This is a genomic window from Pseudomonas sp. TUM25319, from assembly GCF_056388475.1.
The window spans coordinates 3198619-3213158 of record NZ_CM150751.1 but is presented as its reverse complement, the minus strand read 5'-3'; the positions used below and the strand labels follow the sequence as shown (position 1 = coordinate 3213158).

21 protein-coding genes are annotated in these 14540 nt (G+C 60.2%); 1 reads left to right on the top strand and 20 read right to left on the bottom strand.

Going from position 1 to position 14540, the window contains the following annotated elements; translation table 11 throughout:
• Positions 1–3: 3 nt before the first annotated feature.
• The 12 genes from AC05QJ_RS15140 to AC05QJ_RS15085 all read right to left on the bottom strand — a co-directional run bounded on the left by AC05QJ_RS15140 (position 4) and on the right by AC05QJ_RS15085 (position 8542).
• Positions 4–513, bottom strand: coding sequence for a hypothetical protein (locus AC05QJ_RS15140; protein ID WP_476747632.1), 510 nt, complete (start codon positions 511–513; stop codon positions 4–6).
• A complete protein-coding gene (locus AC05QJ_RS15135) occupies positions 491–868 on the bottom strand; it encodes a head-tail adaptor protein (RefSeq protein WP_476747631.1) in 378 nt (125 codons plus the stop codon). Before AC05QJ_RS15135 ends, AC05QJ_RS15140 begins: the two co-directional genes overlap by 23 nt.
• A gap of 2 nt (positions 869–870) precedes the next feature.
• Positions 871–1419: a hypothetical protein gene (locus tag AC05QJ_RS15130; protein ID WP_476747630.1), complete on the bottom strand. Its 549-nt coding sequence runs from the start codon at positions 1417–1419 to the stop codon at positions 871–873.
• 2 nt (positions 1420–1421) lie between these two features.
• Positions 1422–1670, bottom strand: a complete 249-nt coding sequence (locus tag AC05QJ_RS15125) for a hypothetical protein (protein ID WP_476747629.1) — start codon at positions 1668–1670, stop codon at positions 1422–1424.
• A gap of 53 nt (positions 1671–1723) precedes the next feature.
• Positions 1724–3037 (bottom strand): phage major capsid protein, encoded by a 1314-nt coding sequence (locus AC05QJ_RS15120; RefSeq protein WP_476747628.1) that lies wholly within the window; start codon positions 3035–3037, stop codon positions 1724–1726.
• Between the two features lie 61 nt (positions 3038–3098).
• Positions 3099–4070 carry a S49 family peptidase gene (locus AC05QJ_RS15115; protein WP_476747627.1) on the bottom strand — a complete coding sequence of 324 codons (972 nt, stop codon included), beginning with the start codon at positions 4068–4070 and terminating at the stop codon, positions 3099–3101.
• Positions 4067–5338 carry a phage portal protein gene (locus AC05QJ_RS15110; RefSeq protein ID WP_476747626.1) on the bottom strand — a complete coding sequence of 424 codons (1272 nt, stop codon included), beginning with the start codon at positions 5336–5338 and terminating at the stop codon, positions 4067–4069. The genes AC05QJ_RS15115 and AC05QJ_RS15110 overlap by 4 nt, the downstream gene beginning before the upstream one ends.
• A gap of 2 nt (positions 5339–5340) precedes the next feature.
• A complete protein-coding gene (locus AC05QJ_RS15105; RefSeq protein WP_476747625.1) occupies positions 5341–5529 on the bottom strand; it encodes a hypothetical protein in 189 nt (62 codons plus the stop codon).
• Entirely contained in the window at positions 5526–7331 is a 1806-nt protein-coding gene (locus AC05QJ_RS15100; protein ID WP_476747624.1) for a terminase large subunit, read from the bottom strand. The genes AC05QJ_RS15105 and AC05QJ_RS15100 overlap by 4 nt, the downstream gene beginning before the upstream one ends.
• Positions 7291–7599, bottom strand: coding sequence for a phage terminase small subunit P27 family (locus tag AC05QJ_RS15095; RefSeq protein WP_476747948.1), 309 nt, complete (start codon positions 7597–7599; stop codon positions 7291–7293). Before AC05QJ_RS15095 ends, AC05QJ_RS15100 begins: the two co-directional genes overlap by 41 nt.
• A 298-nt stretch (positions 7600–7897) precedes the next feature.
• Positions 7898–8215 (bottom strand): HNH endonuclease, encoded by a 318-nt coding sequence (locus AC05QJ_RS15090; RefSeq protein ID WP_476747623.1) that lies wholly within the window; start codon positions 8213–8215, stop codon positions 7898–7900.
• Between the two features lie 3 nt (positions 8216–8218).
• Entirely contained in the window at positions 8219–8542 is a 324-nt protein-coding gene (locus AC05QJ_RS15085; protein WP_476747622.1) for a phage holin, lambda family, read from the bottom strand.
• A 151-nt stretch (positions 8543–8693) separates the two neighbouring features.
• Between AC05QJ_RS15085 and AC05QJ_RS15080 the strand changes: the two genes are divergently transcribed.
• Positions 8694–8936: a hypothetical protein gene (locus AC05QJ_RS15080; protein WP_476747621.1), complete on the top strand. Its 243-nt coding sequence runs from the start codon at positions 8694–8696 to the stop codon at positions 8934–8936.
• Positions 8937–9036: 100 nt separating this feature from the next.
• Here the strand turns inward: AC05QJ_RS15080 and AC05QJ_RS15075 are convergent, their stop codons facing one another.
• The 8 genes from AC05QJ_RS15075 to AC05QJ_RS15040 are packed head-to-tail and all read right to left on the bottom strand — an operon-like array spanning position 9037 to position 14355.
• A complete protein-coding gene (locus AC05QJ_RS15075; protein WP_476747620.1) occupies positions 9037–9708 on the bottom strand; it encodes a hypothetical protein in 672 nt (223 codons plus the stop codon).
• Between the two features lie 11 nt (positions 9709–9719).
• Positions 9720–10040, bottom strand: a complete 321-nt coding sequence (locus tag AC05QJ_RS15070; protein WP_476747619.1) for a hypothetical protein — start codon at positions 10038–10040, stop codon at positions 9720–9722.
• A complete protein-coding gene (locus tag AC05QJ_RS15065) occupies positions 10037–11362 on the bottom strand; it encodes a tyrosine-type recombinase/integrase (protein WP_476747618.1) in 1326 nt (441 codons plus the stop codon). The genes AC05QJ_RS15070 and AC05QJ_RS15065 overlap by 4 nt, the downstream gene beginning before the upstream one ends.
• The gene (locus tag AC05QJ_RS15060) at positions 11359–11799 is read right to left on the bottom strand and encodes a VRR-NUC domain-containing protein (protein WP_476747617.1); all 441 of its coding nucleotides are present in this window, start codon (positions 11797–11799) and stop codon (positions 11359–11361) included. Before AC05QJ_RS15060 ends, AC05QJ_RS15065 begins: the two co-directional genes overlap by 4 nt.
• Positions 11796–12092, bottom strand: a complete 297-nt coding sequence (locus AC05QJ_RS15055) for a DUF1364 domain-containing protein (protein WP_476747616.1) — start codon at positions 12090–12092, stop codon at positions 11796–11798. Before AC05QJ_RS15055 ends, AC05QJ_RS15060 begins: the two co-directional genes overlap by 4 nt.
• Positions 12074–12277 carry a hypothetical protein gene (locus AC05QJ_RS15050; RefSeq protein ID WP_476747615.1) on the bottom strand — a complete coding sequence of 68 codons (204 nt, stop codon included), beginning with the start codon at positions 12275–12277 and terminating at the stop codon, positions 12074–12076. Before AC05QJ_RS15050 ends, AC05QJ_RS15055 begins: the two co-directional genes overlap by 19 nt.
• Entirely contained in the window at positions 12264–13652 is a 1389-nt protein-coding gene (dnaB, locus tag AC05QJ_RS15045; protein WP_476747614.1) for a replicative DNA helicase, read from the bottom strand. Before dnaB ends, AC05QJ_RS15050 begins: the two co-directional genes overlap by 14 nt.
• On the bottom strand, positions 13645–14355 hold the full coding sequence (locus AC05QJ_RS15040; protein WP_476747613.1) for a helix-turn-helix domain-containing protein: 711 nt from the start codon (positions 14353–14355) through the stop codon (positions 13645–13647). The genes dnaB and AC05QJ_RS15040 overlap by 8 nt, the downstream gene beginning before the upstream one ends.
• Positions 14356–14540 lie beyond the last annotated feature (185 nt).

Genomic DNA, 14540 nt, shown 5'->3' with positions numbered 1-14540 from the left:
TACTCAGTTGAGCAGCGCGGCGGCGAAGGCCTGCTGCAGGATGCGTTGCACCTCCGATCGGCTGTCGGTCAGCGCGTCGGTCATGTAGTTGTCGCGTGGGGTGATACGCCAGCCGTTTTGCCGCCGAGCATCCAGCAGTTCTTGCCGCTTGCCCCGCGCCCGGCGAGCCATGCCAGGGCCACGGCCTCGCACTTTCGAGCCCTTCCGCACACCGTAGTGCAGGTAAGCCGGGTAGAACTCTTTCATGCTGCTGGTCTTGCTCGGCGCGACACGCACCAGAAACCCCGAGCGCGACAACTTGAAACCAATGGAATCGGTCGTCACCCCGGTGCGGTTGACCGGATAACCCTCTTGACCACCGCCGAGCGCCAGGTTCATCTGCGCCCGGCCCGTGATCAGCTGGCCGACCTTGCGCATCCCTGCGCGGATCTTCCGCTTGTTGAAGGCTTCACGGTCGAACTGGTCGAAGCCCTCGACGTGCAGGTAGCCGTCAATCGAAACTGAGTTGGCCATGCGGCTGTCCCCCTTCTCGATTTTCCGAACCCAGCTCCTCGACCTCGACTACTGACCAGACACGCCGGCCGCCAAGGTCGGTGGGGCGCTTCACACGATAGACTCGACCGCGTCCGACAAACTCGCAGTCGGCATCCAGATCGGGGATGAAGTGGCAGTACAGACGATGGGTGATGGTCGACTTGGTCTGCTGGGTACTGGCATAGGTCGCCGTGCCAAGCGGCTCGACCTTGACCCAGCGCCCACAGATGGGCGTGAACTCAGGCGCCAGCCCAGGACCAGCCGGTTTGTCCAACCTCCGCCGAACAGCCATGCGGTGCGTCAGCTCGCCTGACGCAGGTGCTCGTATCGCCATAGCTAGAACCTCGGCGGAACGGTGATATCAGCCAGCAGATGATCAACAAAGCTGCTCGGGACTTCGGCCAGAGACTGCCCCACGATCAATTGTCCGCGATGGGTGAACGCCGTTTCAGCCGCCATCAGCAGCCAGCTGATAACCCCGGGGTGGGACTCAAGATCCACACCGGCACGGTAGCGAATCCGAAGACGCCCCACAGGACGGCCACCAGGGAACTCCAGGCAGCTTTCTTTGCTACCCGATATCAGTTCCACCGGCCCCGAGAACGGTACCGGTGCGCCGGCCCCTATGACATGGACAGACTCGACGGCGACCACCTGGCCAACGTCCAGCGAATGCCCCGACGGATAGTGCGCCGGCCAGTCCTCTTCATAGGTAGCCTCACGAATCGCAGCGCCTGTTTTCGACTCGCACTGAGCGACCACGCCGGGGATGATCACCAGCTCAATCAGTTCGGACTGCAGATCCTCGGGCTCCGCCCGACACTGAAAGGCAACCTGCTCCAAAGTGAGAACAGGATCGCCTATATAGGCTACGCGGCGCGCCATGATTAAGGCTTACCGCTATCGCCCGCGGGCTCACTGGTACTCCCAGCGCCTGCCTTACCTGCCTCCGTCTTTTTCTCAGTTGGCGCAGCGCTTTCTGCAGCAGCTTTCCCCTTCTTGGCTGCTTGCTTGCCGGCCTCGATTGCGTAGCCAGCCTCGACCAGGCTTTCCGCCACATCCGCCGCGAAGCCAGCGGTTTCCCCGGCGGCATAGCCGCGCCAGTTTTTCTCGAAGGTAACAATGATCTTGCTCATGGGATGCTCCCGATTTCTGGATTTGGAACGCCCGGCGCGCCGGGCGATTTGCCTTACAGGGAGCTACCCCACTTGACATCGGTCATGACGGCTACGGACTCGATGTGCCGCGGCCCGAAGTCGTGCTTCGCGATCACCCGTACAAGCGTCTGGTCACGCTGGAATGCGCTGATGACGTTGCCGTTGCTGTCCTTGTAGGTGGCCTCCTTACTGAAGTCGATCACCATGGCGTCGTCCTCACCGATGAAACAGTCAGCAAAGTCAGCGAAGTGGATTTCCGAGGCGTCTCCATCGGCGCCCAGGTTGATCGGCACCTGCGTGGTGCTGCCCACAGGGAAGCCTTTGAGCATGTTCTGATCCAGCTCGGGATAGGCCTTGTTGCCGTTACCATCACGCAGGGCTGACAGCCAGCGCTTGGTGCGCGGGGCCATGACAAAGCCCGGTGCGGTCATGTTGGAGTTGGCATTCTCCAGGCGGAGGATGAGCGCAGACAGGGCCAGCTCGACCGACTGCAGGGTGATCTCTGCCGGTGCCGCGAATACGTTGAACGACGGGGCCCAGAAACGGAGGCCTTTTGGCAGGTTGCCAGTGCCGGCGCCACGCAGGAACGACAGGTCTTCTGCAGTGGCGACAGACGAGACCAGGTCGTTCACTACCAGGCGGTCCACGCTCGGATTGGTACCGGAATACGCCAGAAGGTCGTTGCTGATCGGTACAAGAGCCGCGAGCTTTTTGGACGACAGCTTGAGATCGTCGAACTGCATATCGGTAGTCGGCATATCCTCCTCGGTACCGATGTAGCCCACGACCGCGCCGCCTTTGATGCGTGGCACGGTAAGGTTGCCGTTTTGCAGCGGCAGCGAAACAGCACCGAGGCTGCGCACTACGGACTTTGGTCGCAGCAGCTCGATGACCTCGCTGGAGAAGCTCTGCGGCACAAGCACACCGCCGGCGCCAGGGGTAACCGTGCTGAGTGCCATCGCAATTTCAGGGTTGTAGCCAGAGTCAGTTGCCATCTTCGCAGCCATGTTCTGATCGCCTCGAGCGGCGGCTAGGACGCGGACCATTTGAGCCATGTTGGCACCAGCTACCGGTTTGGCGGTGAAAGGACCACTGATGTTGCTGGGCGGCCCGTTCAGGCCTTGGGCGCTTTCGTCTACAGGCACAGCGTTGGCAGCTGCCATCCGTTCTGCAGCCTCGGCGCGCTTGAGCTTGTCGGAAAGCTCGTTGAATTGGTTGCTGAGCTGTTCGAACTGGGCCAACTGCTCTGCACTGAGCGCAGTGCCTCCGGCTTCGAGCTGAGCAAGCGCCTGGATCTGACCGTTGATCGTGGCGCGTTCGCTACGCAGTTGTGTTACGAGGGACATACTGCCTCCTGGGCATAAAAAAACCGCCCGAAGGCGGTTGTGGTCACTGCCGCGAACGCGGTCAGAGTTGAGATTGAATGGCCGAAGCCGCAGCCTGGACAATGATTCGCTGCCGGGCCTGAGCGCCTTGGCGCTGTGTTCGGCTGAGCGCCACCGCCCGAGACAGGTTGTCCACGGCCAGTTGCGGGGCTTCCAGGCGATCGGCAAGACCCACTGCGATAGCTGCCGAGCCGCGGTAGCAAGCCGCCTCGGTCGCGATGATGTCAGCCACATCACGATTGCGGTAATCGGCGACATGGGTCGTGAACAGCTGATAGCTCTCCTGCACGATTTCGTTGAGCACCTGCAGCGATTGTTCGGTCAGCGGCTCGGTCGGGCTCAGGTCATTCTTGTGAGCTCCTGCGAACACCGTGGTGACCTTGACGCCCATCCCCTCGACCATCCTGGAGCGATCCATATGGCTGGCAATCACCCCGATCGACCCCACGCCCGAAGTCAGACTGACCACCACTTCGGTGCAGGCAGACGCAATCAGGTAGCCGCCGGAGTACGCCATGTAGTTGACCAAGCCAGTGATGGGTTTGATCTTGGTTGTAGCACGGATGTCAGCGGCCAGTTCGAAAGCGCCGACCGCGCTGCCACCTGGGCTGTCAATATCGAAGACGATGTGCTCAACCATGGGGTCTGCGACGGCCTGATTGAGCGCCGCGCGCAACCCCTCGTAACTGGTCATCGTCTCACACGCGTTCAGATGGCTGCCGCGGCTGACCAGGATGCCGTGAACCCCGATCACCTCCACACCGGTTTGCGCAATGGCGGCCCGGCGCTGCTCCTCCCGTCGATCCTGCTCAGCCTGGTAATCATCGTCGTCGTAGAACATCGATGGTGTTGTGGTTGCACCGCCCATGCTCAAGTTGACGATGTTGAGACTCATCGTTTGATTCGCCCAGCGGACCGCGAGATCCAGCATGTCGGGCGTTGTCAGCAACGGCTGATTGAACAGCAGGCTGGCAGCACGCAGATGTCGTTTCATGCAGCAAGCATCCTCAAGATGTCGTCGCGCTGCTGTTCAAGCTGAGCGCGAACGTTAGGGTTGTTCATGTCGGGTAGGCCGTTTGCCACGTCGGTCATGTTGAGCGGCTGCAGATAGGTGTCGCCGTTCGCTACTGGCGGCATGTTCTCCAAGCGGCGGATGTCGTTGATCGACAACCAACCCCATTGCCGTCCGATCGCGTAAGCGTCATAACGGCTTTTCTGATCGCCTCGCAGCAGCCCGGAAAGGTTAAATTCAATGAAGTACTCTCGGCGCTCCGATGGGAGCAGGAAGTCACGCATCATCGCTTGCTCATGGCGCTTCACCCACGGCATGAGAGCGAAGATCACGTACTGAATCAGCAACTGCTCCAGGCTGTTGTAGCTGGCCTTCTCCAAATCATTGACCATGTGAGGCGGGATCTTGTAGATCCGCGCGAGGTCCAGACCGGTCGCTTTGAGAATCCCCAGCAACTCCGCGTCGACGTTGTTCATCGAGACTGGCTTGAAGGTCATGCCCTCTTGAAGCATCGCCACCTTCTTGGCGTTGTCGATACCTGAGAACTTGTTACCCCACTGATCCAGAATGCGGTCGACGCTGCTCTGCTCTCTGATCGGCGGCGCCTCCTTTGGCCGCTCGATCACGCCACTGACCGCGGTGCCGTTCGCAAAGGATTTACCCGCGTACTGGCGAACTGCTTGGGCCAGGCCGACGGCATCTGCATGGAGTTCGACCGGAGACAGACCGGTATAGTGATTCTTGGTGTGCCAGCGCACATGGTGGATCAGGCGCATGGGCAGCGGCTCGTGGCCGCCGATGCGATACACCGGCCTCAAGTCACTGCCTTTCAGCACCATGACCTTGTCATTGTGCAACGGGTACAGCGCCTTCACCGATCCATCATCGTTACGCTCGACGTAGCTGAAGCAATTACCCCTCAGCCCGAGCGCAAGTTGGCTGGACTCACGATATTCGTAGGGCGTCTGCCAGGGGTTTGGCTGATAACGCAGGACATCGTAGAGCTGATGCATCGTCGCCGGTTCGCGCTTGCCATCCCCGAGTCGGCGATAGAGTTCAAGAGGTAGCTGGCCAACACTTTCAGCCAGCAGCGTGACGCAATTTTGTAGAACCGTGATCGCCAGCGCACTGTCTGGCGTGACCTTTACGCCGGAAGCGGAACGGCCTGAGCCGATCAAGCTGCGCCAGAAGCCGCTGCTGCCATCGGATACCAGGCCCTCATTCGGGCCGAGCACATTACTGAAAAACATGCTCACCCTCCTGCTGGGTTGCGTTTGTCTTGAATACGCGCAGCAGCCCTATCAGCTAGCCAGGCCCAGCCGATCATGCTGAGGCCAGCAACGATGAGTGCAAGGGGAATGCTGACCAGGGCGATCCCGGAAACCAGCAATCCAAAGCCCACCAGCCCGGCAACCCACGCCGCGATTGCGATTTTGTTCAAACCCCGACTCCTTCGTCGTAGATGGAGGTGCCGCTGCTGCCGGCAGAAACTGCACCACTGATACCGGTGGCCATGATCGACGCGATGATTCCGTCGACCCGACCGGTTGCCTTTGCCTTGTCAGCCTTGCGGTTGCTCGCCGGGTCGGAAACGATGACCGCATTGCCGGCACACCAGGTCATTACCGGATTACCGTCGTGCCGTAGCGACTCCACCGCCTGAACATCCGAGTCATCGAATAGGTCTCCAGCGTCGTCGTCACCTCCGGATCTGACTGCTGAAACGCCGAGCAAGCGGCGCTCGAATTCGTCCACCGCAGGCCCCATGTCCTTGAACCCCTGCCCGAACTCGACCAGCTCAGGGAGCTCAATGTCGTACTCGCTCATCAACTGACGCATATCCTCGATACGCCATCGGTCGTAGGCGATCTTGTCCACTTGGAAAAAGCTGCAAATCGTCTGCAACCTACGAAGCACATGCAGCTTGCTGATCGCTCGACCAGGTGTTGTCTCCAGCTCGCGAGCCTTGATCCATGCAGCGTAAGGGACCTTGTCGCGAGCCTCACGCTTGTCCAATTCATGGTCCGGGATCCAGAAGTACGGCAGCAGCCGCCAATGCGGATCCTCGTAGGTTGGATAGAAGAGCAGGACAAATGCAGTTAGGTCGGTGGTGCTGGACAGGTCCAGGCCGCCGACGCAAGGCCGATTACGCAGCAGCGACATAGGCACGCGCTCTTCCGCCTGGCTCCACACGTCCCAAGATATCCAGGGCGACTCCGCGCCCGTCCATTCGCAGAAATTGAGTCGGCGAACCATGGCCTCCTTGCTTGGCATGCCGCGAGCCTCTGTCACCTGCTCACGCAGATACTTCATCCCCGGCAGGTCGGCATCTTGCAGGGATGGGTTGGACTTGAACCAGCAGCTCTCGTCCTGGATAGGGTCATCACCCTCATCGAGCGAGCAGATGTATGCAAAAAATCCATCGTCGACGAGGGCCCCGGAGGCCACCTTTGAGCCGTACTCGTGGTACTCCCAGCAAGGCCCCCGTTTGTTCGACCCACTGTTGGTGATCATGAAAATGAGGGCCTGCTTGCGGCTCTTCGTGCCTGCTCGCATCATCTCCACGACCATGTTGGTCTTGTGCTCATGCACTTCGTCGATGAGAGCCATGTGCGGCCTGGGCCCAGACTGACCGTCATCGGAGCTGATTGGTCGAAAGAACGACCCCGTCTTGAGGTAGGCCAGGTTCCAGATATTCATCCCCGTGCCGCTGCAGGCAAGCCGCTTGGTAAGCTCCGGCGACTGCTGCACCATGGCCACCGCGTCGCGAAACAGGATCATGGCCTGGTCTTTCTTGGTCGCCGCAGCATAAACCTCAGCCCGCGCCTCATTGTCACTGACCAAACCTTTCAGGCCTACGCCAGCTGCCAAAGGCGACTTGCCAGAACCCTTGCCACTTTCGACGTATACAACCCGGAAACGGCGGTAGCCGTCACTACCCTTCCAGCCAAAAATGCTGCCCACGATGAATTTCTGCCAAGGCAACAACTCGAAGGGCTGGCCCTCGAACTCCCCACCATTGAGTTTCAGTACGGCGCGATAGAACCGGATAGCCTTATTGGCTTCTTCTAGATCCCAAAACAAACCGCGGCCAGGGCCTTCAACAAGATCCCGAAGGTGGCGAGCGCATGCGTTTCGGATGTCTGGCCCGGCGATCCGCACGCCGGAGTGCACTTCAGTTGCGTACTGGGTAGCAGGATCGTCAAGCGAAGTGCTCCGCGAGCGGGTCTTCTTTGTCGTCATGCTCTTTAACCTGAACCTTGGATCGAGCTGCTGGAGTAAGGCCGAACTCGACCAGGTAACTTTTGAAGCGACGATCAACGTCGGCAAGCATGGCAACAGCAGGGTTCGCCTTGAGAACCAACTCCCCTTGGGTGCTGGTGGTCTCGTAGGTGCGCCCCTGGGCGTCGACCATTTCGCGCAGTGCGAGGATTTCGGCGTAACAATCGCAGAGCCGTTCGAGCGCGAAGCCATCCGCCTCGGTGAGAACACCCATCCGATCGAGTAGCACTGTCAAACGGCCCCATGCCACCTGCCCCTCACTCGCCAGATGCGCGGGCGCGCTAGGGATGCGCCTGGCCGGCTGAGGCTCGTTCTTGTTGATCGGGCGCTTGCCGGGATTCCCTCTGACAAGCTTCAGCTCTGTCGGAGTGGGTCGTCTCCCAGCCATTTATCAGCTCTCAAAAAAAAGATTTCATTTCGCGGTTTTGCGTAAAGAGAGGGGCGATCGGTCAGGAATGCTTACGGAAAAAACATTCTCACCCCCCTACCCCTCAGGGATGGGGCCCCGAAGCGCCCACAGGGCTTCATCAGCGGCGATTCCAGTGGTGCTTGGGGTCCAGCGGCCTCCCACTGGTGTCGCAGCCAGCCTCGCGCCCTGACTTCTCCAAGCGCTGCTTGTAGGAGCTGTGGCAGTTGGTGCACAGGGACTGCCAGTTGGTGCGATCCCAGAACAGGGTCATGTCACCACGGTGTGGGTTGATGTGGTCAACAACGGTGGCAGGCTTGTTCAGTCCTGAGTTCAGGCACCGGATGCACAGCGGGTTCTTGCGCAGCCAGCCTTCGCGGGCCTGCTGCCAGCGGTAGCTGTATGGACTTGGCTTCTTGGCTGGTTCGCGAGCGAGCACCTGCTATCCCTCCACTTTCTTACTCATGAACCGATCCGAGTAGTCACGCAGCTTTTCCACTCCAATGAAGCCAACCATGCAGCCGGCGAAGACCGAGAGATTCGGGGGTAGCGCGAAGTACTCCAGAACCGGCAGCAAGCTGATTGCGATCAAGCCGCAGATAGCGCCCTCAAGGGCAATCTTGCGGCCGCGACCACCACCATAGATAACGCGGCACATGGCAACAGCAGCAGCGATGCCGCCGGTATAGAGCTGAGGCTGACGTGCTACCAACCAGGCAAGCGCCGCTGCCCACAGTGTTGGGTCCTTTTCCGGCATGTTCGGCATCTCGATTCCTCCCGTTGCGGGGAGCGCAAATGAATTGGCCCACCGAAGTGGGCCCTTGAATTGTTTCCGGGAAGTCATGGATGAATAGACAGCTACGCCCGAATATAGCCAAGGGCTACCATCCAGCCTCAATCCATGAAAAGGAAGTCCCATGCAAGTTGACCTGTATCGAGACCAAGACCGCTGGCTCATTATTGAGGAAGGCAGGGAGATTCCACGGATTAGTGGGGCTGGATCGGTGTTTCTAGATGGCATTAGCTACGAAAGAACCGTCGCTATCGAAAATCTCCCAACAGGACTCAAGCAAGCCGAGGTCCTCAACTCACTACAAACGAAGGGCTTCTATGCTGCGAGGTATCAGTCAACCTTGACCGAAGTCGAAATTCAGGACTGAACAAACAAAAAAACCCGGCTTTGGGCCGGGTTTCTTTGTTTGTTCGCCAAAGGCGAAATTATCACGATGGCGAAATAGTGCCAAAACACTCGCCAAATAGTCAAGCAGCTTTTTCGCGCGCCCTCATACGCTCTACAACCTGGGCAACGGGCCGCAGAGCCTGCCGGTCCAATTTGTCGATGTGGGCACCCAGCCGGCCCCATACTTCAGCCCAGTCACGCGCCCAATGGCTGGGCTCCATCTTCACGCCGGTGCGCTCCTCCACGAAGATGCACACCGCACTTGGCCCCCACCCTTCTCGATCATGGACCATTTGCTTGTGCGATTGCAGAGCCGCCATCGCCATCCAGTAAGCGCGCTCCTTTTTGCGGCCCGACAAATCATCCAGCCCGCTACCTAGCCACGCTAGGCCATGAGCAATGCTCAGGTCGTTAGCGTTGGTGATCGGCGAATACATGAAATTGCCGAAAGTTCGTAGCGATTTAGGCAGTGTGTCGATCGCTACCATGACCATGCCGGCGACCAGCATGTGTGCGCAGCGTGAATCAGTGAGGCGGCGTCCTGATCGGGTTTCGTGTACGCCTTCCGTGCGGATTTCGTAGACCTTGGCTACCTCTTTGCCGTCATGGTTCTCCAGCATGACCATAATCTTGTTTTCCCCCGCACCGAACTCCCGCCCGATCACAGCCGCCTCTGCGGCGACCGCCAATGCAGAAGGCCGGTCTTCGTGGAGTGCGTCGTGCCAAGCCTGGCGTGCGCAGATTACCTTCATGTCCTTTCCCCTCAATCCCCGGTGTAGTTGCTACCACCGGCACCCAGCCGGTTGGCTTCCTGATAAATCGCCTCCGGCCCAGTGGCCCGAGGGTTCTTCAATTGCTCAATCTGCTTCTTCGCTGCGCGCAGGTTCATCCCCAACTGGGCGGCCAATGCCTCCACCGGCATCGGCCGATTGGTCCAAGGATCAATCCAGCCGGAGCCGCAGCAGACGTCACAGCCCAGTTCATGAAAAACGCCCTGCACGACCCCGCGACCTTGGCAGGCGCCGCACTCGGCAAGCCTGATCATGTGCTGTTTGAAGGACGGCCCGTGGCTCTTCCTTGTCATTTCGAATCCTCGCCTATGGTTGACTCCGCAATGCCGCTGGAGCCCTCGACGGGCGCGGCCTGTGGCGAAATACCGGAAACTTCGGATCTAGGTTCGGTCAAGCCGTGAATCAGGCCGAATCCCTTCTGGTCTAGGTGCGCGTGCCACTTCTCCAGGGCCTCGCGCCTGCGGGCCATCATGTCGGACTGGACATACACCTTTACGTTGTGGCTGACGGCGTGGTTGATCAGCATCTCGCCCACCAGGTGGTCTACGCCGAGATCGGCCCAACTGGTGCGGGCAAGTTTGCGCAGGTCGTGACTGGTCCACTCGCCCTGGCCAAGCCGGGTGAACACCTGACTGGCTTTCACGTCGCTCAACGCCTTGCCGTTGCGGCCCGGGAATACGAATACGCCCTCATAGCCCTGATTGCGCTGAGCCTCCCGGTAGGTCATCAGCACCGAGCGCACTTGATCGGTCAGTGGTAGGCGATGCTCGACGCCAGTCTTCGTGTGCTCGGCAGGGATGAACCACTCGCGCTCCGCCAGGCTGATATGGCTCCAGCGCGCCTGCCTTGTCTCACCCAGGCGGGTCCCGTGACAAAGCATCATCAAGCCCAGCAGGCCAGCCAGCGAGCTGGTGTCCTTGGCGACCAGCTTGCCCTCGCCCGCATCCTCGCGAAGCTCCAGGGCAAACAGATCCATCAGGTACTCGATGTCCTTCGCGCGAAGCCGGGACGGCTTGACGCTAACCTTGGCCTTGGAGAAGTCACTGAAGCGGATTCCGGTGAACGGGTTCTTACTGATCAGCCCGAGCCGGTGCGCTTGCCGGAACGCCAGGACCAACAGTTGGAAGACCAGGCGCACGTAGTCAATCGATAGCGACTCCTGCAGCGGCCACATCAACTTGCGATCGAGCAGCGCCTTGTCGATCTCAGCCAGTGGCGTGTCGCCCAGGCGAGGTATCAAGTGTTGCTTCATCACCGAGGCCGCAGTGCTCTTGCGCTTGGCCGACAGGCTGCGGTCGCGGGACATGCGATCGGCAAACCACGACAGCAGCTCACCGGTCAGGATCCAACTGGATAGGCTTGAGCCCTCCCCGGCCTCAAGCCGCAGGCGGATATCCGGCAACGCAGTGGCGACCTTGGAGGCGCTCAGCTCAGGGTAGGAACCGATCAGGTTCCACTTGCCCTTGTGGATCAGGTACCAAGAACCGCGCTCGCGGGACCGATGAAATCTGAAATAAAGACCCTGATTGCCCAGCGCGCGCAGATCGCGGACCTGGCCAGTAGCCTGGCGGCGGATTTCTGCATCGCTGATTTTCACAGCGGCGGTGTTGGTCATGCTGCAACCTCCGTTTTCGGCAGCAGCAGATAGGCCCGAAGCTGCTCCATAGCGTCGAAGTGCCCACGGCAAACGATGGCCAGATAGCCTTGATCGTTCAGGCGGCGAATACAGGCTTGCTGACTGGCGGACACTGGCGCCGGATCGATAGTCGCCTTGAACTCAACGTACAGCCCGAAGTAGCCACCGCGGGCCATGGGCAGCACCAGGTCCGGGATGCCTGCCTTCACCCCCTGGGCCTTGAGCTTCGCGGCCACGGCCTTCACGCGGTGCCCACCGTTCGGGACGTGATAAATCAGATCGCGCACTTCGGGATAGCGGAGCTCGATCTCCCTCATGAGTGCGGCCTGCTCCTGCCCTTCGCGGTCGACAGGCTTGGCGCGTGTGATCTTGGTACCGGGCGCACGTGGATTGCGAAGTGGTGGTCTCTGAGTCATGCGACAAGCACCCCCTCGTTGAGCAGGATGTCCTGGGTGCGCATGACGCCTTCCGCGTGATGATGCCGAGCCGTTTCGCGATCAACACAGCAACTCCGGCCGTCACAGGCGTCATGACATGCACTACATGCCCACGCGCCCTGCATGTCATGCGGCTTCCTGCCCATGCCGCAGGTGCCGGCGAGCCGGTAGTGCGCGAGCACCGTGGTTTCAGGGTTGCCGTTGCAGACGCCAGGAATGCGCACTTGGCACTCCCGACCGCGCGCGGCCTTGGTCAGTTTCGATTGCCGCATGGGCTTTCCTCTCCGTGGAGGTCGATGACTTGATAGGCGCTCGGCCACAGGCGATAGCCGTGGGCATTGGCCAGGCTTTCGTCGCGGTAGAGCGCTATCGGGGGTTGTGGTTTGTCGGCCAGGCCGAACAGGTCGGATCGGCAGTACAGGGCATAGCGGTATTCGGTGAGCTCAGGCTGCAGCATGGCGAGACCTCCCCTGGTAGCGGTCGGCCATGGACTTGCCTTTTTCTGGTTTTGCAGATGAAGGGGGAATCCACCCGGAGGCGAGGTCTTCGAAACGGTTGTACTGCCCAAGGAACGCGGCGCGAACGGTGCCCGTTTCGATGTCCCGGCCCTTCCCGATGATGATCTCGGCGATACCCTTGGCTTCGGTGTGCTCGCTGTAGACCTCGTCGCGGTACACGAACATGATCACGTCGGCGTCTTGCTCGATGGCCCCGGACTCGCGAAGGTCAGACGGGATTGGGCGCTTGTTGGGGCGCTCTTCGCACTTGCGGGACAGCTGACTCAGCAGGACGACCGGGATACCCAGTTCGTTTGCAAGCAACTTGCAACCACGGCTGATGCTGGAAACCTCCTCGGTGCGATTGCCCCCGTCGCCCTCAACGAGCTGGAGGTAATCGATCATCAGGATGTCGAGGCCGTAGCGAAGCTTGTGGCGTCGAGCCAGAGAACGGATCCGGCCGATCGATGACCCGGCCTTGTCGGCGATGTACAGCGGGGCAAACTGGATGAGCCGCGAAGCGGTCGCCAACTCGGCGCCGTGGTCCTGGCAGGCAGTGCCGTTCTTGATCAGGTTGAGCGGGATACGACCTTCAGCAGCGACAAGACGGTCGATCAGCTGTCGCTTGTTCATTTCAAGGCTGACGACCAAAGCCGACTTGCCCTGCCGGATGGCCGCATTGGCTATGAATTTCATGGCAAGAGTGGTTTTGCCCATCGCTGGGCGCCCCGCGAGCACGTAGAGATGATCGGGCTGCAGGCCGCCGGTCTTCTCGTCCAGATCGACAAGCCCCGTCGACAGTCCGATCAGGGTTTCACCGCGAACATGGCGGTCGTGGCGCTCCTGCCAAACCTCGATCTGCTCACCCATCACATCCCCGGCCTTGACGATCTCGTCGTCATTGGTGGCGCTATCGATGGCCATCGCCGCGGCCTGAACGGCAGCGATCTTCGCCTGGATGCTCTCGCTACCCTGAGCCACCTCGATGGCGTGCTCGCCCAGGCTGTACAGGGCGCGCTCAATGGCCCGCTCGCGAACGATGCTTGCGTAGGTCTTGGCGCTAGCGACACTGGGGGTGTTGTTCACGATCTCGGCGCAGTAGGCCAGCGCCCTATCACCGTTCGCCAAAAAACCAATTCGATCTGCAACCGTCAGGAAGTCCACGGCGTTGCCATCGGATCGCACCGCGAGGATGCCGCGGAAGACCTCAGCGTTCTCGGCGAAGTAGAACGACTCCGGCGACAGGTCTTCGCTCAGGGTGTCGATCAGCTCGGGGCGGATCATCATCGCGCCCAGTAGGCCGTGCTCGGCCTCGGCGTTGTAGGGATCACGCATGGTAATTGCCCTCCACCACCTTCACGAAGTTGGTCGGGGCGATCAGCCAGTCGAACGTGCAGCGGAATGGGTTCCCGTCCCTACCCTTCGCTTTGCCCATCAGGAAGTCGCTCGACTGAACCATGCCGAAGAAATCGCGCCAGAATTCCAGATCCTGGTGTACGGGACTTTCGCTCCAGCGAGCGCCGACTTTCTTTCGGCGATCAGGGTTGATCAGGATCACCTTCGGCAATTGCGGCAGCATCTCGTTGAACAGGTCGACGATCTGATCGACCGGAACCTGCTTCGAGGGGTCGCGAGTAGCTACTGACGGTTCCTTGATGGTTCTATTACGGTTCTGGGGGCAGGAGGTGCCGGGGTGTCCGGCATCTGGTGCCGGGGTGGTCGGCATATCCTGCCGGGGTGGGGCGGCATCTGGTTCCGGGGGGCAGGAAATGCCGGGGTCATATAGATTCGGGCTCACCGTGTACCAGGTTGAGCGCCCTGCTCTCTGATGCGCAGTCAGAACATGGACCTGCTCAAGCCAGCGCAGCGCATTGCGAACCGCCCGCTCTGACAGGCAGGTGCGTTCCGCGATACGAGCCACAGAAGGCCAGCAGACACCGTCATCGTTTGCGTTGTCGGCGAGAGAGATCAGCACAGCCTTTTGAGCTGGGCTCATACCCTGCAATGGCCAGCACGCGGTCATGATGATCGTGCTCATTGGCCGCCCTTACCCGCCTGACGCGACAGTTTTGGGGCATAACGAAAACCTGCCGCGCGAGCGTTGCTTGCGTCGTGATGGAAGTGCATAATCGACCTCGAAAAGATGTTGAAGAGACCGCCCTGCCAGGCGGTTTTTTTTCGCCTGCGATTTATGGGCTGGATAAATCAACAGGTGTTTTGCCC